Source organism: Caulobacter sp. FWC2 (genome assembly GCF_002742625.1).
In the GTDB taxonomy this organism is placed as follows: Bacteria; Pseudomonadota; Alphaproteobacteria; order Caulobacterales; family Caulobacteraceae; genus Caulobacter.
On the sequence record NZ_PEBF01000001.1, the window covers coordinates 4,212,909 to 4,236,006 of the forward strand.

Genomic DNA, 23,098 nt, shown 5'->3' on the forward strand with positions numbered 1-23,098 from the left:
GAGGGGGCGCTCTAAGCCGAGTCCGCCCTCAGCGCCGCCGCGATCTGCTCGTCCGTCCGGCGCAGCGCCATCATCAGCGCGCCGGCCACGATCAGCGGCAGCACAGCCCAGACCAGCCAGCCGGCCACGGCCAGCGCCGTTGACACGCCGATCAGGGCGGCGATGAACAGCTCGGCGAGGGTCGCCAGCAGCGAGCCCCCGCGCCGACGGCGAAAGTCGGATCGCTTGCCGGGCTTCTGATACCAGACGCCGATCAGGCCCGTGGTCCAGGCCGACAGCGCCGCGCCGATCGCGGTCCATAGTCCGGCCAGCGGCGCGTACCAGGCCAGCACGGCGATCGGCACGGCCAGCAGCACGGCCACGGGCAAGAGAGCGGCAGTCAGCTTGGCCTGGCGCAGCACGCTCATGGGCGCGGGCGCGATGGCCAAGAGGTCGGGCGTGTCCTCGGCCGAGACGGTGATCCAGACCAGGCTCCCGGCCACCTGCCCGGCAAGGAAGGTCACGGCGGCGGCCGGCCCGGCCAGGGCCCAGACCGGCATGTGCGAGGCGCTGCGGGCCAGCACCAGAGCCAGGGGCAGCATGTACAATACTCGCAGCAGCACCTGCGACAGCAGGGCCGCGTCTCGACTGATCAGGCGCAGCTCCTTGCGAACCGTGGCCTGGAACGGCCCTGCGGCGAAGGCTCGCGTCGGCCCCTTGGCGCCCTTGCGGGTCTCGGCCCCTTGCGTAGCGGCGGCCGCGTCGGCGAAGCTGCGGCCCAGGGTCTGGGCGGCGAACAGGAAGATCCCCGCGCCCAGCACGACCAAGATCAGCAGCGGGACCGGCTCGCCCAGCGCCGCGCGCAGCGGCAGGTCGGCGAACGGCGGCGGCTGGATGCGGCCCTCGCGGGCCTCGGTGGCGACGCGGGCGAACAGGCTCTCGCTGGCCTGCTGGCCCATCAGGTTGCGGTACTGGCTGGCCAGGAAGAAGGCCGCGCCGATCAGGGCCGCCATCACCTGGGCCACCGTGCGCGTGCGGCGCGGACCGATCAAGGCGAACAGCGCCATGGCCAGCAGCAGCCCGACACCCGAAGCGCCGAGAGCCGCGGCGGCCAGCACCACGAACACGCCCAGCCAGGCCGGATGTCCCAGCACGATCGACGGCGTCAGCAGCAGCACCGCCGGGATCATGAACCAGAGGCCGGCATTGACCGCCAGCCCCAAGGCCCGGACAAACAGCACCTTGCGCGGAGCCAGCGGCGAGGAGAACAGCAGATCCAGATCGCCGCGCTCGTAGAGGGCGTCGGCCGAGGCGGCCAGGGTGGTCGACAGCATCAGCGTAAGGATCACCGCCAGCGCCAGGTCGACAATGACCACCGCCAGCGGGACCACCGGAACCGCCTGGCCGCGCAGGGCCAGGCCCATGGCCACGCCGCCGGCCACGATCAGGCCGCCCAGGATCACGAAGGCGATCAGCGCGCCGGGGCCCCGCCCCTTGCGGCCGGCGCGAAAGCCCCGCCAGGCCAGGCGCAGCTCGTGGGCCAGCAGCCACAGCGTGCTGGCGGGCTTGAACGGCAGGCTCACGCGCCGATCCTCGCGGGGGCCGCTTCCGAGGTCAGTTGCAGGAAGACGTCTTCCAGGGTGCGGCCGCTAGCCTCGCCGGCCTTGCCGCGCAGCTCGTCCAGCGTGCCCTCGGCCAGCAGGCGGCCGCCGGCGATGATGCCGATACGGTCGGACATGCGCTCGGCGACTTCGAGAATGTGGGTGGTCAGGATCACCGTGCCGCCGGCGTCGACACGGGCCTGCAGCATGTCCTTGACCAGGCGCGCGGCGGCGGCGTCCAGGCCGGTCAGCGGCTCGTCCAGGATCAGCAGCTTGGGATCGTGGATCAGCGCCCCGGCCAGGGCGACCTTCTGCTTCATGCCGCGCGAGAAGCCTTCGCACCGCCGCCGCGCCTCGCTGGTCAGGCCCAGGGTCTCCAGCAACTGCTCGGCCTTCGCCTTCGCCGCCTTGGGCTCTATGTTCCAGAGGCCCGCGACGAACTCCAGATATTCAAGCGGGCTGAGCTTGTCGTAGATCATCGCCTCGTCCGGCGCCCAGGCCAGCAGGGCCTTGGCCCCCGCCGGATCCTTGCGGGCGTCGACGCCGAAGATCGCCACCTCGCCGCTATCGGGCTGGGTCAGGCCGGCGACCATCCGCAAGGTGGTGGTCTTGCCGGCCCCATTGGGTCCCAGCAGCGCATAGAGCTCGCCCGCGTGGACCGTCAGGTCGAGGTCGGACACCGCGGGCTTGGCGAACGTCTTGTTCAACCCGCGAACGATCAAGGCTTCCGTCAAATCCGCCCCCAAAACACGCAATACGGCGGCATGTGACGCGATCGTCCGGGCGGTGACAAGTCTTGCTAGGCGCCGCCGAAGATGAAGTCGGCCTTGTAGTAGCCGTTGGCCGGATCGAGGATATTGATCGCGAAAGGCGCCGAGCCGTCCGACAGATCGGTCAACCAGGCGTCGTTGGACTTGGCCATGACGCCAACATCCTCGGTCGCGGCGGCCGCCAGCAGGAACCCGACCATCGCCGCCTTGGTACCGACGCCGTTCGGGCCATCGCCGCCGTAGTACGCCAGGTAGTCGATCCGCCCATCGATCAGAGCGTGAGCCTTGGCGTCGGTCGGGCTCGCGCCGAAGATCGTCTTATAGGCCTCCTTGGTCGCATCGATCAGGCTGAGCGATCCGTACTTGGCCGCGAAGCTGTCCTTGGCCTCGCCATTCTTGCCCAGGTTCACCGCGAAGTTGATGTAGCGGTTCACCGTGTCGAACTGGGCGTAGTAGACGCTGTTGAGGTTCGTCGCGTTGGGCCCGGTCGGCGAGATCAGGAAGTCGATGCCGCCAAGGCTCGGAACCTTACCGGTGAAGAACTGGTAGTTGATTGACGCCACCGAAGTCGTAGAGTCGGCCGTCGCGAGGATTTGGCCCATCGCCTGCGCGCTGTTGATCTGGCCTTTGCCGACGCGCAGCGAAAGGTCGGCGATCGCCAGGTGCGTCATCTCCACCCCGGCGGTGCGCAGGAGGGATCCGTAAGCGACCTTCAAGGCCGGGAAGGCGCTCAGGTACGCCTTCTGCTCAAAGCTGTAGAGGCTGTTGGCGAACTCGGCGAACTCGACGTTCTGGAAACCCCAGAACTGGCTCTTGCCGTCGGCGCCCACGCCGTTGTTCACCCACGTCGTGATCGTGCCATCCGTGTTGTTAGAGGTCGAGAACGCGGAAGCCGGCGCCCCGGTCGTGGCGATAATCACGATGTCCGCGCCGGCGCCGGTGGTGAAATAGGCGTTTTTGCCGCTGGTGAAGACCAACTCCGCGCCCTTGCCGCCGTACACGTTTGTGTCGCCAGCCGAGACGATGATGTTCGTCCCCAGCGCATTGCCTCCGACGAAGGAGCCACCGGCCCCGAAGGTGAAATGGCTGGTCTGATCGGTCTTGAGGCCTCCCAGGGTGGTAGTGATAACGAAAACGGACGAGCCGTCCCCCACCTTCACGTCGGCGAGGCCCGCATTGACGTTCACCGAAGCCTTCGCGCCGGCCGTGATCTCCAGGCCATGGATGTAGTTGTCGGCGTAGATCTTGGCTAAGTCGCCCGCCGTCACAGTCGACTTGATCAAGGCGTTCGGCGTTGCGTCCTTAAGGAAAGGTAGGAATATCTGCGCGTTGGCGCCCGCCGTGATCGAAAGTGCATTGGCGTATGTATTGCCGTTGACCTTCCCGTCCGCCCCGATCGTGATCTTCACCGACGCATCGGGATTGGGCGCTGCGGTGGTCGAGGCAGCGGGTAGGAAAATGTCGGCGCGATCGCCGGCGGTGATCCTCAGGGAGCCGTTATAGTTGGCGGTGTTGATCTTGGCGTCCGCGCCCATGGTGACGACGCTGCTCGCCCTCTTGGCATCGGTGTTCCACTGAAAATCGACCGTGCCCTTCTGCCCGGTCGCAATGACGTTGGCTCCCGAGCCGGCGGCCACGACGGCCTCGTCGCCGACGGTGATCACATTGTTTAGGCCAATCCCATGTATTGCGGCGTTCGCGGCGGTGTTGGTCTGGGTCATGGTCAGGGTGACCGCATCCCACGACCAGCTCCAGGGGACCGGCGCGCCCGGCGCCCCGTAGAGATAGGCGATGGCAGCCCGGTCGATATCGCCCAGCACCGAACCGTTCGAGCCGCCCGAGGTGTAGCTCATGACCGTGTGGCTGTAGTTGTCGAGCGCGGTCTCAAGGGTGGGGTCGCCGTCGAACGGATGCTTCAGGCCCAGCGCGTGTCCAATCTCGTGCAGAAACAACTGCATGCTCTCGTAGCTGGCCTTGCCGACGAAGACGTCGCCGCCCAGACCGCCGCCAGGGCCGTGGGCGTAAGCGGCCGCGTGCTTCGAATCGTTAGGTCCGCCAACGTCGAAGTCGTAGACGCCGAAGCGGATGTCGCCGACACCGCTGGGGACCTCGATGAAGACAAGACCGCTGGCCGCCGCCCAGGCGTCGAGGGCGGCTTTGGCGGCGGCCTTCTGCTTGTCCGTCAGCGGCTGGAAACTATCCCAGAACGCCTGGTTGAAGTTGCCGATCGCCCGGACGTCCGGTGACGGCCAAGTCTCGAACGAATAGGTGACGATGGTAGGCAGACTCGCTGGCTTGAAAGTCTGATTGGTGTTGGACCAGTTCCAACTGCCGGACGCTAGCGCCCTGTAGTCGTTCACGACCGTCATTGTCGGATCTCCAGGACGCACAGCCCGACGACTATCCAGCGAAGACGGGCCGACATGTCAATCTCAGGAGGACGATGATCCACGTCACAGCCATTCCGTGCGGCGGACTTAAGCGCCCTACTCCGCCGCGATCGGGGCGCGGAGGGCCTCGACGTCGCGGGCTGGGGGTAGGCCGTAGAGGCGGCGGTACTCGCGGCTGAACTGCGAGGGGCTCTGGTAGCCGACCGCGAAGCCGGCCGCGCCGACGTCCAGGCCCTCGACCAGCATCAGGCGGCGGGCCTCGTAGAGGCGCAGCTGCTTCTGGTACTGCATCGGCGTCATGTTGGTGACGGCCTTGAAGTGGTGGTGCAGCGAGCTTTCGCTCATGCCCACATGGTCGGCCAGCGCCTCGATGCGCAGGGTCTCGGCGAAGTGCTCGCGCAGCCAGGCGACGGCGCGCGTGACGCGATGGCCCTGTCCCTCGGCCCAGGCGATGTGCAGCAAGCGAGCGCCACAGGGGCCGCTCAGCAGATGATACAGAATCTCCTGCTCGATCAGGGGGGCCAGGGCGGCCACGTCCTTGGGACGATCCAGCAGGCGCAGCAGCCGCAAGGTGGCGTCCACCAACTGTGGCGCGGCGCGCGCGACGGCGACCCCGCGCACCCCGTCGGTCGGAGCGGCCGTCTCGGGCGGCAGCCGGCCCATTAGTTCGGCCAGCCGGGTCGGATTGATCTCCACGCCGACGCACAGGTGAGGCTCGGTTTCGCTGGCGTGGGTGATGCGCGAGGTCATCGGCATGTCCAGGGCGACCAGCAGGCAGTCGCCGACGCCGTAGTGCAGTTCCTCCTCGCCGACCGTCACGCACTTGCGGCCCTGGGCCACCAGCCAGAAAGACGGTCTCTGATGGGCGTGCAGCGGCAGGGTCGGCGAGGTGCGCTTGACGATGAAGAGGCCGTCGATCGGCGACTCGATGGCCTCGTCCTTGGCGTAACGGGCGACGATCCGCGTGATCTCGGCATAGGCCTCGGAGAGGGTGGAAGCGCTCAAGGGTCTGGTTTCCAAGGCTTTCGGAACACCGAAGTTCTACGCCCGCGCGCGCGCGGCGAAAACCGCCCCAGCCCCTTTTTGCAGGATCGTGCAGGAGCTTTGCAGGATCGGTGTAACGCCCTCGCGCCGGCGCGTGGCAAACCTCCGGCTGTTCGATCCTCCCCCGATCGCCCCCACAATCAAGGACATATCCCCATGGCCACCGCTAAAGGCTATGCGGCTCCCGCCGCTGGCGCGCCGCTCGCGCCGTTCACCTTCGACCGCCGCGAGCCCAATGCCGACGACGTCGTCATCGCGATCAAGCACTGCGGCGTCTGCCACTCCGACATCCACATGGTCGACAACGGCTGGGGCCAAAGCGTCTATCCGATCGTGCCGGGCCACGAGATCACCGGCGTGGTCACCGCCGTCGGCGCCAGCGTCACCAAGTTCAAGGAAGGCGACCGCGTCGGCGTCGGCTGCTTCGTCGACAGCTGCACCACCTGCGCCGCCCGCGACCTGGACCGCGAGCAGTACATGCCCGGCCTGGTCCAGACCTACAGCAGCCCGCAGCCGGGCAGCGACCTGCCGACCTATGGCGGCTATTCCGACCACATGGTGGTCAAGGAAGGCTACGTCCTGTCGATCCCCGACAACCTGGCCCTGGACGCCGCCGCGCCGCTGCTGTGCGCGGGCATCACGCTCTATTCGCCGCTGCGCCACTGGAACGCCGGTCCGGGCAAGAAGGTCGCCATCCTGGGCATGGGCGGCCTGGGCCACATGGGCGTCAAGATCGCCCACGCCATGGGCGCGGAAGTCACGGTGCTGAGCCAGACCCTGTCCAAGCAGGCCGACGGCCTGAAGATGGGCGCCGACCATTACTACGCCACCAATGACCCGAAGACCTTCGAGACCCTGGCGGGGACGCTGGACCTGATCGTCTGCACGGTCTCGGCCGGCATCGACTGGGGCGGCTATCTGAACCTGCTAAAGGTCGACGGGACCATGGTGCTGGTCGGCGCGCCGGAAGAGCCGGTGTCGCTGAACGCCTTCGCCCTGATCCCTGGCCGCCGCACCCTGGCCGGCTCGATGATCGGCTCGATCAAGGAGACCCAGGAGATGCTCGACTTCTGCGGCCAGCACGAGATCGTCGCCGACATCGAGACCATCGCGATCGACCAGATCAACGAGGCCTACAAGCGCATGCACAAGAGCGACGTGCGCTACCGCTTCGTGATCGACATGGCGACGCTGTAGGGGAAATTCCCTCTCCCCTTGCGGGAGAGGGAAAATCTCTAGAACCGCGTCTTGCAGCCCTGGCGCAGGTGCACGCCGCGCAGGAAACCGCGACGGGCCAGGCCGGCGTCGACCACCGCGTTCATGTGGCGGTCGGCGGGCGCCGCGCCCGTCATTTCCCGGACCAGGCCGCGGAACGGGATGATGCTGTTGATGATCGTCTTGCCGCCGGCCTCGGCCAGCTTGCCGGCGCGGTTCTCGGTATACTCGTTGCCGACCGAGTAGTCGGCGCCCAGCACGGCGTTCAGCTCGGTGACCTCGCCGGCGATCGCCTTGCAGGTCTTCAGGCCTTTAAGGCTGTAGGGGTCGTTGAAGGCCTTCTCCAGGATCGGCGGGATTTCGCGCTTGGACGCGCCGATGTCGCGCGCCGGCTGGCTGCCGATGTCGACGGCCTTCTTCTTGGCCTCGCCCCAGCGACCGCCGGGCTCGTCCGGCTTGGACGGCGGCTTCATCTGGGCATGGGCCGCCGGCGCGATCGCCAGGGCGACCACAGCTCCGATCATGACCAATAGCTTCCGAGACATGGCAACGCCCTCCAACCGCGAGTGAACACCGATCAGGAACGACAAGCTTGGCCGGTGGTTCCCTTCAGCCGCGAGACTTCCGTCCTAGTTAGGCGGCGTCGCCGCTTCCAGGTCGAACGCGGCGTCGAAGGCGTCGTCATTGGGCACCACACCCTCAAGCGCGCTCTCGAACAGGCCCTCCAGCGCGTCCCAGATGAAGGTCATCTGCTCCAGCACGGCCGGGACCTTGGCGGGGTCGAAGCCCGGATAGAGGTCCTCGACCAGCCACAGGCCGGTTTCGATGTCATAGCCGAACCGGCAGCCGATCAGGCGGAACTGGGCCTTGGCCACCGTCTCGAACAGCGCCGTCAGGTCACGGGCCTCGGCAAGGTCGTCGGGATCCAGCACCAGGCAGCGCGTCTGCAGCCAGCCATGATCGGGCAGCAGGTAGTAGGCGCCCTCATCCTCGCCGCCGGACACTTCCAGCCCGCGATCGATCGCCTCGACCACATAGCCGGCGTCGCGGCAGGTCTTTGTGAGGTCGGCCAGCAGGGCGGCTTCCTGGTCGGGGGTGAGGTTGGTCATGGGGGGCTCCGTACTTGCGCGAGGCGGTTCTAACATGAACGAGCGCCGTACTTCTCCCCTCGCGGGAGAAGGAAGCGCTTTTCGACAAGCGCCGCGCCTAAAGCCCCGCTAAACTCGGCGCACCCTTGCCGGAGCGCCCCATGATCGACCTCGTCTTCGAAGCCCGTCGCCGTGATCTCGGCAATTTCGAAGTGGGCCGCATCCTGCCCTTCCACGCGCACCGCATGGTCGGGCCGTTCACCTTCCTCGACCACATGGGTCCGGCGGCCTTCCAGCCTGGCTTCGCCAAGAACGCCGACGTGCGCCCGCACCCGCATATCGGCCTGTCGACCCTGACCTATCTGTTCGAGGGCGAGATCACCCACCGCGACAGCGTCGGCTCGCTGGCGGTGATCAAGCCCAACGAGGTCAACTGGATGACCGCCGGCTCGGGGATCACCCACTCCGAACGCTTCGAGGGCCTGCGCGAGCACGGCGGGCGCATGGACGGCATGCAGGCCTGGATCGCCCTGCCCAAGGAATATGAGGAGATCGACCCCAGCTTCACCCACCACGAAGGGCCCGCGGACCTTCCATACTACGAGGAAGGCGGCCTGAAGGCGCGGCTGATCGCCGGCGAGGCGTTCGGCGCAAAGTCGAACGTTCCGGTCTATTCGCCGCTCTTCTATGTTCACTGGGAGCTGGAGCCGGGGACCACCGCCGCCCTGCCCGCCGAATATGCCGAACGCGCCGCCTATATCGCCGCCGGCCGGGTCGAGGTCGCCGGCCGCGAACTGGTAGAGACCCAGATGGCGGTGTTCGCGCCGGGCGACACCATCGTCTTCAAGGCCATCGAGCGCTCGACTGTCATGCTGATGGGCGGCGAGCCGGTCGGTCCGCGCTTCATCGAGTGGAACTTCGTCTCCTCGTCCAAGGACCGCATCGAGCAGGCCAAGGCCGACTGGAAGGCCGGCCGCATGAAGCTGCCCGACCTGGACCACGACGAGTTCATCCCCCTGCCAGAAGGCCCGCCGCCTCCGCCGCAGCCGCTGTAGCGCGCGCGCAACCGAACGCCACCATTCGGATTATCTCCTGACCCGGCGCCAAGGCCGGAGAGGGAGAAGACGCTCATGCGTATCGTGACGATCGCGGCCGTGGCGCTCTGGGCCTGACGGTCATGGCCTGCGAGAACAAGGCCGAGAAGGCCCAGGAAGCGACCACCGAAAGCGCCGCCGCCGCCAACCAGGCCGCCGCCGCCTCGCAAGCCGCGACCGACGCCGCCAACGCCACGGCCGACGCCGCCGCCGCGCCGACTGAAGCTTCCAAGGAAGCCGCCGGCGATGCGGCAGCTGCCGCCGGCGAAGCCGCCGAAAAGGCTGGCGACGAAGCCAAGAAGGCCGCCGACAAGGCCAAGGACGCCGCGCACTAGATGACGTGACCGCCGGCCGTCCTACTGGGCGGCCGGCGGCTACATCGCCCGATGCCTGGCCTTGGTCGCCTCGTCCAGTCGCAGGAAGCGGGCGGCGTTGTTGTACAGAATGTCCCGCTTCTGCTGCGCGGACAGGAAGGGTGCTTCCTCGATCACCGCGATGGAACGCTCTATGGCCTCTGGCCAGACCATCTGGTCCGATCCGAACATGACCCGTTCGCCGAACCCTGCGTCCACCAGCGCCTGCAGGTAGCGATAGAAGGCCGGGCGGGGCTGGGTATAGACGATCACGCCGGTGTCCAAATAGACCTGCGGATGGGCGTAGAGCAGGGCCAGGGTGTCGTCCAGCATCGGAAAGCCGGCGTGCATGACGTTGATGCGCAGCTTGGGATGCTTGACCAGCACATCCTCCAGCAAGAGCGGACTGCTGAGCCGCGCGCGATAGCCGGCGCCCGGGACATAGGCCATGCCAGGCGGGCCGGGTCCGACGTGGATGGCTACCGGGATATCCAGTTGCTCGGCGGCGGCCCAGAGGTTTTCCAGGCGCGGATCGTTGGGCGCGACGCCCTCGTACTGGAAGCCCAGCTCGCCGATCACCGCCAGCTTGCCGGCCGCCTTGGCCTGGGCGAACTCGTCAAGCATCACCTTGGGCTTGGAGAGCTCGGCGTCGGCCGGGATCAGGCCCGGCAGCACCCGGTCGGGCGCCAACGCCTGCCACGCCATCACGCGCTTATAGGAGCCGCTGACCACCCCGATGATGTTGCGCTTGCGCATGATAGCCAGGGTCTTGTCGCGGATCTCATCCTCGCTAGTCGGCGACCAGATCGGGTCGGCGCACGTCGGGTGCTTGAACATGCCCATCAGGCCGTCCGTCCAGGGCTGGCGCTGGTCCCAGGTCGGCATGGGATTGATCGGCGTGCACATGGCCAGCGGCGGCGGCCCTTGGTCGTCGGCGGCCATGGCATGCAGGTGCATGTCGATGATCGGGTCGGCGGCGCGGGCGGGAGCGGCCAGCAGGACGACGCCGGCCAGCGCCATCAGCATGGATATGAAGCGCATCGCCCCCCCCGAAACGGCGCGAACGGGTCGCGCTCCGATCTGGAGGAACACCGTTCGACGAACCAGTCGCCAATGAAGCCGAACCGCGCGCCGCTGTAAATCCCACCGTCCATGGCGTGGACATCCGCCCGAGACCGCGCCAGCCTGGCCATCACCGCCTTGACCCCGCCGCGCGCACGCCCGATGACATCCCAATGACCGACACCGCCTCCACCGACTTCGCCTTCACCGAATTTGTCCGCGGCCTGCCCAAGGCCGAGCTGCACATGCACATCGAGGGCAGCCTCGAGCCCGAGCTGATGTTCGAGCTGGCCCAGCGCAACGGCGTCACCCTGCCCTTCGCCTCGGTCGAGGCCATCCGCGCGGCCTACGCCTTCTCCAACCTGCAGGACTTCCTGGACATCTATTACCAGGGCGCGGGCGTGCTGCAGACGGCCGAGGACTTCAAGGACCTGGCCCTGGCCTATTTCAAGCGCCTGGCGGCGGATGGCGGCACCCACGCCGAGATCTTCTTCGATCCCCAGACCCACACCGACCGCGGCGTCGCCTTCGGCGTGGTGATGCAAGGCCTGCTGGCCGGCATGGACGAGGCCGAGAAGACGCTGGGCGTCACCAGCAAGCTGATCCTCTGCTTCCTGCGCCACCTGTCGGAAGAGGCCGCCTTCGAGACGCTGGAACTGGCCAAGCCCTGGCTGGACAAGATCGCCGGCGTCGGCCTCGACAGCTCGGAAGTCGGCCACCCGCCGGCCAAGTTCGCTCGCGTGTTCCAGGCCGCCCGCGACCTGGGCCTGAAGATCGTCGCCCACGCCGGCGAGGAAGGCCCGCCGGAATATGTCTGGGAAGCCATCGACCTGGTGAAGGTCGACCGCATCGACCACGGCAACCGCGCCCTGGAAGACGAGGCCCTGACGGCGCGCCTGATCGCCGACGGGACCACCCTGACGGTCTGCCCCTTGTCGAACCTGAAGCTGTGCGGCGTGCCCAGCCTGGACGTCCACCCGCTGAAGAAGATGCTCTCCCTGGGCCTGAAGGCGACCGTGAACTCCGACGACCCGGCCTATTTCGGCGGCTACCTGTTGGAGAACTACATGGCCACCGCCGGCGCCGTGGGCCTGACCCGCGAGGAGATCGTCACCCTGGCCAAGAACAGCTTCACCGGCTCCTTCCTCGACGCGGCCGAGAAGGCCCGGCGCGTGGCGCAGGTCGAGGCCTACGCGGCCAGCCACTGACCGCGTGAGCCTCTCCGTATGAGCGTCGTCGCCGCCAGCGCCTATATCGACGGCCAGGTCGTTCGTCCGCTCAGCCTGGACGATCCGGACAGCCTGCAACCGCGCGAAGGCGAATTCGTCTGGATCGGCCTTGTCGAGCCCGACGAGGCCGAGCTGCGCGTGCTGCAGCAGGCCTTCCGCCTGCACCCGCTGGCGGTCGAAGACGCGCTGAGCGCCCGCCAGACGCCCAAAGTCGACGTCTATGGCGACCAGCTGTTCGTCGTCGCCAAGACCGCGCGGCTCGACAACGATCGGATCGAATATGGCGAGACCGACTTCTTCGTCGGCCGCCAGCACCTGATCACCGTCCGCCACGGCTCGGCCCGGGCCCACAGCGAGCTGCGCGCCCAGCTGGAGGCCGCGCCGGGCCTGCTGTCGCACGGCGTCGACTATGTGCTGCACGCGGTGCTGGACTTCATCGTCGACGGCTACATGCCCGTCGTCGACGCCATCGAGGAGGAGCTGATCAGCTTCGAGCGGCGGGCGCTGGACGCCTTTCTCAGCCGCGCCGAGATCGCCCGCATCTTCAATCTTCGCCGGGCGCTGATGAAGTTCAAGAAGCTGCTGGGTCCCATGATCCAGGTGGTCAGCGCGCTGGAGCATCACGACCTGCCCTGTATCGACAGCGAGGTCCGGCCCTATTTCCGCGACGTCCGCGACCACATCCAGCGCACCGAGATCCTGGTCGACAGCCTGCGCGAGGTGCTGACCTTCGTGTTCGAGATCAGCAGCCTGCTGGAACAGCAGCGCCAGGGCGTCATCACCCGCCAGCTGGCCGCCTGGGCCGCCATCCTGGCCGTACCGACGGCCGTGGCCGGCATCTACGGCATGAACTTCGAGCACATGCCCGAGCTGAAGTGGGAATACGGCTACTACGGCGTACTGGCCGTGATCGTCGGGGTCTGCGCCGTGCTGTACCGGCGCTTCCGCAAGACGGGCTGGCTTTAGGACCAAACCCCTCTCCTTTAGGGAGAGGGCGGGGCCCGCCGCGAAGCGGCGGGAGGGTGAGGGGTTACGAGGTCCGACGGCGTGCCGGCACTCCGTCGAGGCTGTAACCCCTCACCCCAACCCTCTCCCTATGGGAGAGGGAGCGTCTCCAGGATCTCCCGGTGCCGCGCGGTGTCGATGCCGTCGCGCTGGTCCTGGGCCAGGCGGCTCTTGTCGCCATCGAGGAGGATCAGGGTCGGGCGCTCGTCGGGGGTCTGGAACTGGATCAGCAGGCGGGTGCCCAGCGTCGTGCCCGGATAGGGCGCGAGGCGGTTGGCCAGTTTCGCCGGGTGCGGCGGCTCCTCGCGGCCGTCGGCGTCATAGAGGTCGAGATAGCGCTCGAAGACCTCGGCCTCGACCTCGGCCCAGGCGCCCCAGCCGAAATAGTCGTCCGTCCCCTTCAGCGGCGTGGGCAGGATGCAGCGGATGAAGACGCGGTCGCCCCACTGGCAGAGGTCGTCGTTGTAGCGGGCTTGCGCGTCGCGCTCTTCCTCGGGGATCGCCCAGACCTCGTCGGGCAAGGTGAAGCCCCAGTCGAGGGACAGGGATTCCAGGGACTGGGGCTCTTGAGACTCTTCGGCCATCGCAACCTTCGGCGTGAATACGCTCCGATGCTTAGGCCAAGTCGCCGACCGGCTCTAGGCCACCGCGTCGCGCAGGACGTCGCAGAGATGGTCCAGGCCCTCGATGTCGAGGTCGGGGTCCAGGGCGATGACCACGGTCGAGGCCGCCAGGTGGTCGGCGGTCGGGGTGTCGTCGGCGGCCAGGGCGCGGTCGCGAACCGAGCAGCTGGCGGCGATCCCGGCCGCCTGGAGCTTCCAAGCCACGGCCCCGGCGTCGTCGGTCGGCAGGGACAGCGCGCAGGTCCGCGAGATCCAGCTCATGCCCCAGCCCGGCTGGAAGCCGACGCCGCTGTCCAGCAGCAGGACGCGCAGCTGCTGGGCCGCGCCGCACAGGCGCTGGCGCAGGCCCGGCCAGGCGGCGAGGCCGTCGTCGCCCGTGAACGGCGCGGCGTCGATGGCGTTGATCGGGGTGGCGTCCTCGCAGGCGACGAAAACGCCCGACCCAGCGGGGAGGCCCACGAGAACAGGAACAGGCGCGGCGATCACCACGTCGAAGGCGCCGGCCGCGTCGATCAGGATCGGCAGGCCGGTCTCGGCGCGGAAGGCGGCCCAGGCCCGCATGTCGGGGGCGCGGCCGTGGGCGGCGGCGGGCACGATCGCTTCCAGCGGCCCCGGCGCGTCGGGCAGGCGCTCGCGCAGGTGGCCGGTGTCGAACATGGCGCTGAACGGGTCGACATCGACCAGCCAGGGCTTGAGGCCCGCGGCGGCGATGCCGGCCAGGGTCTCCGGATCGGCCAGGGCCGAGACGACGCAGACGCCGCCTTGGCGCACGCCCAGGGCCTTCAGCGCGCCGGCCGTGGCCTCGACGCGGTCGGCGAAGGCGCGCACGGCGACGGGACGGGCGAAGCGGGCGGCCAGGCGCTGCTGAAGGTCCGCGCCGTGTCCGACGGTGTTCAAAGCGGCGGCGACGGCGTCGAAATCGATCGGCGCGCCCGAAGCACGGAGGAACGGCTTCGCCCCATTCCCTTCTTGAGTGGGAGCGGCGATCGGAGCGGCGGCGGCGGGCTTCGGGAGCATGGGTCTAGAACGCATTCCACGACGAACCGGGCGACCTCAATGGCCGCACCATATGGTTAAGCAACCGTATCCATCGATTCCGGCAGGCCTAATGCGGCGCGCCGTCGCGGCAAAAAGTTCAGTGACTAGGCGAAACTTGCCCCTAAACCTGCCCAGCACCTTGCCATGAGTCGCGCAGTTCGCGCTTCAGCACCTTGCCGATGTGGCTGCGCGGCAGGCTGTCTACGATCTTCACGTCGGCCAGCCGCTGGGTCTTGCCGACCTGGCCGTTGACGAAGGTCTTGATCGCCTCGGCGTCGGCGTCGCCCTTCACGGCCACGAAGGCCACCGGGGTCTCGCCCCAGGCGTCCGACGGCACGCCAACCACCGCCGCCTCGACCACCGCGGGATGCTGCACCAGCACCGCTTCCAGGTCGGACGGATAGATGTTGAAGCCGCCGCTGATGATCATGTCCTTCTTGCGATCCATCAGGGTCAGGAAGCCCTGCTCGTCGAAGCGGCCGACATCGCCGGTGCGGATGAAGGTCCAGCCCTCGGGCGAGGTCCAGATGGCCTCGGCTGTCTTGTCCGGACGGCCGTGATAGCCGTTCATGGTCGCGGCCGAGCGGCCGACGATCTCGCCGACCACGCCGGGGCCGACCTGGACGCCGTCCTCGTCGATCAGGCGGATGTCGTGGCCGGGCGCGGGCTGGCCGACCGTGTGCAGCTTGTCCGGATGCTCGTGGGCGATGAGGATGCAGGTGCCGCCGCCCTCGGTCATGCCGAAATACTCGACCAGGCCGCCGGGCCAGCGCCGCAGCACCTCCCCCTTCAGTTCAGCCGCGAACGGGGCGCTGGTGCAGAACTTCAGATGGGTCGAGGACAGGTCGTAGGTGTCGAAGTCCGGCCGCTCCATCAGGCGGCGGTACTGCACCGGCACCAGCATGGTGTGGGTCATGCGGTGCTTCTGGGCCAGTTCCAGATATTTGCCGGCGTCGAACTTCTTCATCAGCACGACGGTCCCGCCGCCGGCCAGGGTGGGGAAGAAGCAGACGAGCGTGGTGTTCGAATAGAGCGGCGTCGACAGCACCGACACCGCATTGGGGCCGTAGCCGACCGCGTCGCCCCGGAAGACGTGCTTCCAGCGCATGCCGTGCGACTGGACGATGCCCTTGGGCGTGCCGGTCGTGCCGCTGGAATAGATGATGTTGAACGGGTGGTCAGGCGTGATCGTAACCGGGCGCGGCGTCGCGTGTTCCGGGGCCAGCCAGGCGTCGAAGGCGTCGCCAGCCGAGGAGCCGTCCAAGGCGATGTGGCGCACGGCGATCGGCGCGGGCGCCTGCGCTTCGGCCACGCCGGCGTCGAGGAAGAACACCTTGGCCCCGCAGTCGGCGACCATGCCGGCGATGGCCTCGGGCGTCGAGGACGGGGCGATCGGGGCCACGGCGATGCCGGCCCTCAAGCCGCCAAGGAACACCGCCGCGTAAGCGATGGACGACAGGGCGCAGACCGCGACGGCCTCGCCGGGGGCGATCCCGTCACGCTGCAGGGCGGCGGCGACGCGGTCGACCAGGGCGTCGAACTCCGCGTAGGTCACCGCCTCGCCGGTCTCCATGATCACGGCCGGATGGTTGGGGCCTTCCTGGGCGCGCTGGCGCAGGATGTCGCCCATCACGCCGTAGTCGGCGGACATCATGGCGGCGATGGTGGTCATGGGGACGCCTTCTTCTCCCTTCCCCCTTGGATGGGGAAAGGGTCGGGGATGGGGGTGACAGCGTCGGACGTGGGAGCGGGGCGTTGCCGCCGCATCACCCCCACCCCTGCCCCTCCCCCATCAAGGGGGAGGGAAGAGTTCTAAGCGTCCTTGAAGCCCTTGCCCTCGGCCACCAGGCGCTCCAGCAGGGCCGACGGCTTGAAGTCGTCGCCGTGCTGGGCGTGGAACTCCTGCATCTTGGCCAGGATCTTATCCAGACCGACCAGCTCGCCCCAGAACATCGGGCCGCCGCGATAGACCGGCCAGCCGTAGCCGTTGATCCAGACGATATCGATGTCGGACGCCCGGATGGCCTTGCCCTCTTCCAGGATCTTCGCGCCCTCGTTGACCATCGGATACAGGCAGCGCTCCAGGATCTCCTGGTCCGTGATCTCCCGGCGCTGGATCTGGCGCTTCTCGGCGAAGTCGCGGATCACCTGCTCGACCTCGGCCGACGGCTTGGCGTTGCGGTTCTCGTCGTAGTCGTAGAAGCCCTTGCCGTTCTTCTGGCCGCGCCGGTCCATCTCGCACAGCACTTCGCGCACGGTGGACGAGCTGGTCTTGGCCGGGTCCCAGCCGATGTCGAGACCGGCCAGGTCGCTCATGGCGAACGGGCCCATCGGCAGGCCGAAGTCGTACAGCACCCGGTCGACGTCCCAGGGCATGGCGCCTTCCAGGATCAGCTTCTGGGCCTCGCGCTGGCGCTGGGCCAGCATGCGGTTGCCGACGAAGCCGTGGCAGTTGCCGACCAGCACCGCGACCTTGCCGATCTTCTTGCCGATCTGCATCGAAGTGGCGATCACCGACTTGTCGGTCTTGGCGCCCCGGACGATCTCCAGCAGGCGCATGACATTGGCCGGCGAGAAGAAGTGCAGGCCGATCACGCTCTCGGGCCGGCTGGTGCTGGCGGCGATCACGTCGATGTCCAGGTACGATGTGTTCGAGGCCAGGATCGCGCCCGGCTTGGCGATCTTGTCCAGCTTGCCGAAGACCTCCTTCTTGATCTCCATAAGCTCGAACACGGCCTCGATGATCAGGTCGCAGTCGGCCAGATCCTCGAGGTTCATCGAGGGCGTCAGCAGCGCCATGCGCTTTTCGACGTCGTCCTGGGTCAGACGACCCTTCTTGGCGGTGTTCTCATAGTTCTTGCGGATGATCCCGACGCCGCGCTCCAGGTTCTCCTGTTTGGCCTCGATGATCGTCACCGGGATGCCGGCGTTGAGGAAGTTCATCGAGATGCCGCCGCCCATGGTGCCGGCGCCGATGACGCCGACCTTCTTGACGGGTATCAGCGGGGTGTCGTCCGGCACGTCGGGGATCTTGGCGGCCTGGCGTTCGGCGAAGAACACATAGCGCTGCGCGGCCGACTGGCTGCCGGTCATCAGCTCCATGAACAGCCGGCGCTCTTCCTTCAGCCCGTCCTCGAAGGGCAGGTTCACCGCCGCCTCGATGCACTTGATGTTGTTCTCCGGGGCCATGAAGCCGCGGAACTTCTTGGCGTTGGCCTTGCGGAAGTCGGCGAAGATCTCGGGCTTGCCGCGCGCGGCCTCGACCTTGTCGTTCAGCTCGCGGACCTTGTTCAGCGGCCGGCCCTCGGCCAGCACCACGCGGGCGAAGGCGATGGCCCCGTCGCGCAGGGCGCCTTCCTCGACCAGGGAGTCGAACAGGCCCATCGCAAGAGCCGCTTTCGCCGGCACATGCTGGCCGCTGGTGACCATCTCCAGCGCCTTCTCGACGCCGACGATGCGCGGCAGGCGCTGGGTGCCGCCGGCGCCGGGCAGCAGGCCGATGTTCACTTCCGGCAGGCCAGCCTTGGCCGAGGGCACGGCGACGCGGTAGTGGGCGACCAGCGCCACTTCCAGGCCGCCGCCCAGGGCGGTGCCGTGGATCGCCGCCACGACGGGCTTGGGCGAGTTCTCGATCACCGCCTGCACGTCCTGCAGGGACGGGCCGGTCATGGCCTTGCCGAACTCGGTGATGTCGGCCCCGGCGATGAAGGTCTTGCCTTCGCAGATCAGCACGATCGCCTGCACGGCCGGATCGGCGATGGCCGCGTCGAACGCGCCCTTCAGCCCCTCGCGGACGGCGGCCGACAGCGCGTTGACCGGCGGCGAGTTCAGCGTGACGACGCCAATGTCGCCTTCGACGGAAAGATCGGTGACGGCGTTGATCGCGGCCATGGCGTTTCGACCCCTATTTTCGTTTGAACGGTTGTTTGAAGCCAGCCTGCACGCTCCCGCGAAGATGTCCAGACCTCCGCGACGGCACGAGCTTTCCCGGCGCTTCGAGACAGGGCGCCGTTGACGAATTTCGCCGCATACTACAAATTCGAACTCACGGTTTCAGCCGAGATCATCCGTGGGGGTGGATGCGGCGTCGAGGGGCTGATCGACGCCGCATTTACCTGAAATCCAGAGAAAATGATCCGTGCTGGGGAGGGCGTTCGCGGGAAATCACAGTCTTCGGATGCGCCTTGCACGCGTCCCGATAGTTCGAAGCCGGTGAAATCCGCGAGCGTGGCGCGTTGCCCGCAATGCGTCGGACTTTGGTAAAGCGCAACTCGGCGCGGGAGCTGTCTCCCGCGCCGCTTTCTTTGGGGGAGGCCCTCCCCGCGTCGCGCGAACAGCGCCCGAGGATCGTGCAACCCGCATGACAACATGGCTGCTCGGTCGCGGCGTTTATCCTCGGTACGACCTTCGGTCGGTCCTGGAGGGCCAGCCACCTCCGATGCGGAGGAGCACCTTCGCGCCCCGCACCCGCCTTCTTGCGCGCCTGGCCAACTTGCCCTCGACAAGCGGGGATTAACGCCACAAACATCCCGGCTTCTCGTCGCGGGAGCACGCCCGCGCGCCGCATTGGGGTGTTTCGTGAAAGCGCTGTTCTTCTCGGTCTCCGTCCTGTCCCTGGTCGCCACGGCGGCCATGGCGCAGACTTCTCCGCCGCCGGAGTCCGCGCCGCCCACCCCGCCGATCGAAGCCCCGCGCGATGTCCCCTACGCCGCCGGCACGCTGAAGGTCGCCGTCGACGCCACCGACCTCGACCGCAAGATCTGGAACGTCACCACGACCATGCCGGTCAGCAAGGCCGGCGACTTCGTGTTCCTGTATCCGCAGTGGGTTCCGGGCGGTCACTCGCCGCGCAACGACCTGGACAAGGTGGCCGGCCTGGTGGTCACGGCCAATGGCAAGCGCATCCCGTGGACCCGTGACGTGGTCAGCGTCCACGCCTTCCACGTCGACGTCCCGGCCGGCGTCACCGAGCTTCAGATCAGCTACCAGTTCCTGACCGCCGTCGAGGGCAAGGTCGGCCGCATCGAGGTCACGCCCGAGATGCTGAACCTGCAGTGGCTGCAGGTGACCATGTATCCGGCCGGCTACTACACCCGCCAGATCCCGATCGAGGCCAGCGTCAAGCTGCCGGAAGGCTGGAAGTTCGCCACCGCCCTGGAGACCGCCAAGACCGACGGCCAGGTCACCACCTTCAAGCCGACCACTGTCGAGATCCTGGTCGACTCGCCGATGATGGCCGGCAAGTACTTCAAGTCGATCGAGCTGGACCCGACCGGCCCCGCCCCGGTGCGCCTGAACCTGATCGCCGACCGCCCTGAGAACCTCGAGGCCAAGCCGGAACACATCCAGATCCACAAGGATCTCGTCCAACAGGCCTACAAGCTCTACGGCTCGCACCACTACGACCACTATGACTTCCTGGTCGCCATGTCCGACAACCTGGGCGGCATCGGCCTGGAGCACCACCGGTCGAGCGAAAACCGCGTCGCCCCGAAATACTTCAACGAGTGGGACAAGAACTTCGTCGGCCGCGACCTGCTGAGCCACGAATACACCCACTCGTGGAACGGCAAGTTCCGGCGCGCCGCCGACCTGTGGACCCCGAACCTGAACGTGCCGATGCGCGACAGCATGATGTGGGTCTATGAGGGCCAGACGCAGTACTGGGGCAACGTCCTGGCCGCCCGCTCGGGCCTCCTGACCAAGCAGCAGGCGATGGAATCGCTGGCCGCCACGGCCGCCGTCTACGACAACCGTCGCGGCCGCGACTGGCGTCCGGTGCAGGACACCACCAACGACCCGATCATCGCCAACCGCAAGCCTCTGTCGTGGCTCTCGTGGCAGCGCAGCGAGGACTACTATTCCGAAGGCCTGCTGGTCTGGCTCGACGCCGACACCCTGATCCGCGAGAAGACCGGCGGCAAGAAGTCGCTGGACGACTTCGCCAAGGCCTTCTTCGGCGTCGACAACGGCTCGTACAGCGAGAAGACCTATGTGTTCGACGACGTGGTCAGCACGCTGAACGGCGTCTACGCCTATGACTGGGCGACCTTCCTGAAGACCCGCATCCAGGAGGTCCAGGAGAAGGGTCCCCTCGATGGCTTCGAGCGCGGCGGCTACAAGGTCGTCTATACCGACACCCCCACCGAGTTCATGAAGTCGGCCGAGACCCGGGCCAAGAACACTCCGCTCAGCTACTCGCTGGGCCTGACGGTGGGCGCGGACGGCGTGCTCACCGACGTGCAGTGGGGCGGCCCGGCGTTCAAGGCCGGCTTGACCCAGGGCCTGACGGTCGTGGCGGTCAATGGCGAGCAGTTCGACGGCGACAAGCTGAAGACCGCCGTCAAGGCCGCCGCCAAGCCGGACGGCCAGCTGGTCGAGCTGCTGATCAAGGACGGCGGCCGCTACAAGATGGTCAAGATCGACTATCGCGGCGGCCTGCGCTACCCGCGCCTGGAGCGGATCGCCGGGACGCCGGACCGCCTCGGGGACATTCTGACGCCGCGCAAATAGTTAACCAAGTTCGCCGCCAGGTTGCGACCCGCTCGCAGCCTGCGACGATTTGGGGAAGAGCGGGAAGGCGACGCTTGTGTCACCTTCTGATCGTTCAATCCCTCTGAACGCGTACCGAAAAGGGCCCGCCCCCTCTCCCAAGCGGGCCCTTTTTTGCGTCTGGTTTGGACCTGCCCCATTTTTTCGCTCCGACATTGACGCTCGCGTGACAGCGAGGGAACGATGCGACCCGCCGGGCTTGGGGGCCGCGGCGTTTCAGCGTCAGGGATCGCCATGCTCGACCGTCGTCAGATCATGATGGGGACGGCCGCCGCCGCCCTTACCACCGGCTATGGGGCGACCGCTCTTCCGGCTTCGGCCGCGACGCCCAAGGAACAGCTCTACGCGCTGTTCGACGCCTTCTTCGACCAGGACCTGAGCGACAGTCCCGAGCAGGCCACGAACCTGGGCCTCGACAACGGCAAGCACGCCGACGCCCGGTCGAAACTCTCGGACCGCTCGATCGCCGCCTGGAAGCGCGACCGCGCCGAGCCCGCCCAGCGCATCGCCCGCCTCAAGAAGATCGACCGCAAGGCCCTGACCGGCGAAGACGCCATCAACTACGACACCGCCCTGTTCAACTACGAGGCCCGCGAAGGAACCTCGCGGTTCGACTATGGCGGCGGCTCGCGACCGTTCGTGCTGACCCAGTACTACGGGGCCTATATCTCGACGCCCAACTTCCTGGACAGCAAGCACAAGATCGAGTCGGCCGCCGACGCCGACAGCTACATCGCCCGCATGAAGGCCTTCGCGGTCGTGCTCGACCAGGAGACCGAACGGGCCAGCAGCGATGCGGCCAAGGGCGTGATCCCGTCGGACTTCATGGTCGACAAGGCCATCGCCCAGTTGCAGCAGTTCCGCGCCATCCCGACCGACAAGAACGTCATGGTCGCCTCGGCCGCCCGCCGCGCCAAGCAATACGGCGACTATGACGTCCAGGCGGCAAAGGTCCTGACCGGCGAGATCCAGCCCGCCCTCGACCGCCAGATCGCCGCCTTGCAGGCCATGCGGCCCAAGGCCGTCCACGACGCCGGCATCGGCCGACTGAAGGACGGCGACGCCTTCTACGCCGCCCTGCTGAAGATCTACACGACCACCAACAAGACCCCTGACGAGGTCCACCGCCTGGGCCTGGACGAAGGCGCCGAGATCCAGGCGCGCATGGACGAGATCCTCAAGAAGCGCGGCCTGACCCAAGGCAGCGTCGGCGCGCGAATGGCCAGCCTGGGAACCCAGCCCGACCAGGTGTTCCCCAACACCGACGAGGGCCGCGCCCAGATCCTGGACTATTGCCGCGGGCGGCTGGCCAAGCTGCAGCCCGAGCTGCCCAAGTGGTTTGGCCTGATGCCCCAGATCCCGGTCGAGGTCCGCCGCGTGCCGACCTACACCGAGGCGGGTTCGTCGGGCGCCTATTACGAGCGCCCGGCCCTGGACGGCTCGCGCCCCGGCGCGGTCTATATCAACCTCAAGGACACGGCCGAGTGGCCCCGCCTGTCGCTGGCGACGCTGATCCACCACGAGGGCGCGCCCGGGCACCACTTCCAGCTGGCCCTGGTCGCCCAGAGCAACCTGCCCAAGCTGCGCCAGAACATGGGCTTCTCGGCCAATACCGAGGGCTGGGCGCTGTATGCCGAGCAGGTGGCCATGGAAATGGGCATGTACGAGGGCGATGACCTGAGCTTGCTGGGCATGTACCAGGCCCGCCTGTTCCGCGCCTCGCGTTGCGTCGTGGACACCGGCATCCACGCCAAGGGCTGGAGCCGCGAGAAGGCCATCGCCTACATGGTCGACACCGGCGGCGACTCCCTCGGCAAGATCTCGCGCGAGGTCGACCGCTACTGCGCCAACCCCGGCCAGGCCTGCTCCTACAAGGTCGGCCACACCGTCTGGGCGGCGTCGCGCGAGCGCGCCAAGACGCGCCTGGGAAGCAAGTTCGACATCAAGCGCTTCCACGACACCGCGCTGATGGTGGGCCCCGCGCCGCTGACGGTGCTGGAGGGCGTCATCGACCGCTGGCAGGGGTGAGGGAACACCTAAATAACTCCGTCATTC

General features: G+C 67.6%; 18 protein-coding genes and 1 pseudogene. 7 read left to right on the forward strand and 12 right to left on the reverse strand.

What is annotated here, in order from left to right:
• Positions 1–11: 11 nt before the first annotated feature.
• From CSW62_RS20000 to CSW62_RS20015, 4 genes are all read right to left on the reverse strand, one after another.
• A complete protein-coding gene (locus CSW62_RS20000) occupies positions 12–1,562 on the reverse strand; it encodes a hypothetical protein (RefSeq protein WP_099580855.1) in 1,551 nt (516 codons plus the stop codon).
• Complete coding sequence (locus CSW62_RS20005) at positions 1,559–2,326, reverse strand: ABC transporter ATP-binding protein (RefSeq protein WP_099580857.1); 768 nt, start codon at positions 2,324–2,326, stop codon at positions 1,559–1,561. Before CSW62_RS20005 ends, CSW62_RS20000 begins: the two co-directional genes overlap by 4 nt.
• Positions 2,327–2,379: 53 nt before the next feature.
• Positions 2,380–4,719, reverse strand: a complete 2,340-nt coding sequence (locus tag CSW62_RS27290) for a matrixin family metalloprotease (protein WP_143324432.1) — start codon at positions 4,717–4,719, stop codon at positions 2,380–2,382.
• Between the two features lie 117 nt (positions 4,720–4,836).
• Positions 4,837–5,745 (reverse strand): AraC family transcriptional regulator, encoded by a 909-nt coding sequence (locus CSW62_RS20015; RefSeq protein ID WP_099580859.1) that lies wholly within the window; start codon positions 5,743–5,745, stop codon positions 4,837–4,839.
• A 195-nt stretch (positions 5,746–5,940) separates the two neighbouring features.
• Here CSW62_RS20015 and CSW62_RS20020 point away from each other — a divergent pair, with 195 nt between their 5' ends.
• Positions 5,941–6,981, forward strand: coding sequence for an NAD(P)-dependent alcohol dehydrogenase (locus tag CSW62_RS20020; RefSeq protein ID WP_099580860.1), 1,041 nt, complete (start codon positions 5,941–5,943; stop codon positions 6,979–6,981).
• Between the two features lie 38 nt (positions 6,982–7,019).
• Here the strand turns inward: CSW62_RS20020 and CSW62_RS20025 are convergent, their stop codons facing one another.
• Together CSW62_RS20025 and CSW62_RS20030 are read right to left on the reverse strand one after the other, a co-directional pair.
• Positions 7,020–7,544, reverse strand: a complete 525-nt coding sequence (locus CSW62_RS20025) for a hypothetical protein (RefSeq protein WP_099580862.1) — start codon at positions 7,542–7,544, stop codon at positions 7,020–7,022.
• Positions 7,545–7,628: 84 nt separating this feature from the next.
• Complete coding sequence (locus CSW62_RS20030) at positions 7,629–8,144, reverse strand: hypothetical protein (RefSeq protein ID WP_099580864.1); 516 nt, start codon at positions 8,142–8,144, stop codon at positions 7,629–7,631.
• Between the two features lie 104 nt (positions 8,145–8,248).
• Between CSW62_RS20030 and CSW62_RS20035 the strand changes: the two genes are divergently transcribed.
• Positions 8,249–9,142 (forward strand): pirin family protein, encoded by an 894-nt coding sequence (locus tag CSW62_RS20035; RefSeq protein WP_099580866.1) that lies wholly within the window; start codon positions 8,249–8,251, stop codon positions 9,140–9,142.
• 122 nt (positions 9,143–9,264) lie between these two features.
• Positions 9,265–9,516, forward strand: a complete 252-nt coding sequence (locus CSW62_RS20040) for a hypothetical protein (RefSeq protein ID WP_099580869.1) — start codon at positions 9,265–9,267, stop codon at positions 9,514–9,516.
• Positions 9,517–9,555: 39 nt separating this feature from the next.
• On the opposite strand, the gene CSW62_RS20045 is transcribed toward CSW62_RS20040, so the two are convergent.
• Entirely contained in the window at positions 9,556–10,575 is a 1,020-nt protein-coding gene (locus tag CSW62_RS20045) for an amidohydrolase family protein (RefSeq protein ID WP_099580871.1), read from the reverse strand.
• Between the two features lie 194 nt (positions 10,576–10,769).
• Here CSW62_RS20045 and CSW62_RS20050 point away from each other — a divergent pair, with 194 nt between their 5' ends.
• Positions 10,770–11,804 (forward strand): adenosine deaminase, encoded by a 1,035-nt coding sequence (locus tag CSW62_RS20050; RefSeq protein WP_099580873.1) that lies wholly within the window; start codon positions 10,770–10,772, stop codon positions 11,802–11,804.
• 18 nt (positions 11,805–11,822) lie between these two features.
• Complete coding sequence (corA, locus tag CSW62_RS20055) at positions 11,823–12,791, forward strand: magnesium/cobalt transporter CorA (RefSeq protein ID WP_099580875.1); 969 nt, start codon at positions 11,823–11,825, stop codon at positions 12,789–12,791.
• A gap of 17 nt (positions 12,792–12,808) precedes the next feature.
• On the opposite strand, the pseudogene CSW62_RS27085 reads toward corA, so the two are convergent.
• The 5 genes and pseudogenes from CSW62_RS27085 to CSW62_RS20075 all read right to left on the reverse strand — a co-directional run bounded on the left by CSW62_RS27085 (position 12,809) and on the right by CSW62_RS20075 (position 18,382).
• A pseudogene (locus tag CSW62_RS27085) lies at positions 12,809–12,906 on the reverse strand (hypothetical protein).
• Positions 12,907–12,919: 13 nt separating this feature from the next.
• Positions 12,920–13,414 carry a DUF2199 domain-containing protein gene (locus CSW62_RS20060; protein WP_099580877.1) on the reverse strand — a complete coding sequence of 165 codons (495 nt, stop codon included), beginning with the start codon at positions 13,412–13,414 and terminating at the stop codon, positions 12,920–12,922.
• Positions 13,415–13,468: 54 nt separating this feature from the next.
• Positions 13,469–14,470, reverse strand: coding sequence for a DegT/DnrJ/EryC1/StrS family aminotransferase (locus CSW62_RS20065; RefSeq protein ID WP_099580879.1), 1,002 nt, complete (start codon positions 14,468–14,470; stop codon positions 13,469–13,471).
• 142 nt (positions 14,471–14,612) lie between these two features.
• Positions 14,613–16,163: a class I adenylate-forming enzyme family protein gene (locus tag CSW62_RS20070; RefSeq protein ID WP_099580882.1), complete on the reverse strand. Its 1,551-nt coding sequence runs from the start codon at positions 16,161–16,163 to the stop codon at positions 14,613–14,615.
• 140 nt (positions 16,164–16,303) lie between these two features.
• Positions 16,304–18,382, reverse strand: coding sequence for a 3-hydroxyacyl-CoA dehydrogenase NAD-binding domain-containing protein (locus CSW62_RS20075; protein ID WP_099580884.1), 2,079 nt, complete (start codon positions 18,380–18,382; stop codon positions 16,304–16,306).
• 675 nt (positions 18,383–19,057) lie between these two features.
• On the opposite strand from CSW62_RS20075, the gene CSW62_RS20080 reads away from it, so the two are divergent.
• Together CSW62_RS20080 and CSW62_RS20085 are read left to right on the forward strand one after the other, a co-directional pair.
• Positions 19,058–21,004: a M61 family metallopeptidase gene (locus CSW62_RS20080; RefSeq protein WP_099580886.1), complete on the forward strand. Its 1,947-nt coding sequence runs from the start codon at positions 19,058–19,060 to the stop codon at positions 21,002–21,004.
• 267 nt (positions 21,005–21,271) lie between these two features.
• A complete protein-coding gene (locus tag CSW62_RS20085) occupies positions 21,272–23,071 on the forward strand; it encodes a DUF885 family protein (RefSeq protein ID WP_099582383.1) in 1,800 nt (599 codons plus the stop codon).
• Positions 23,072–23,098: the final 27 nt, after the last annotated feature.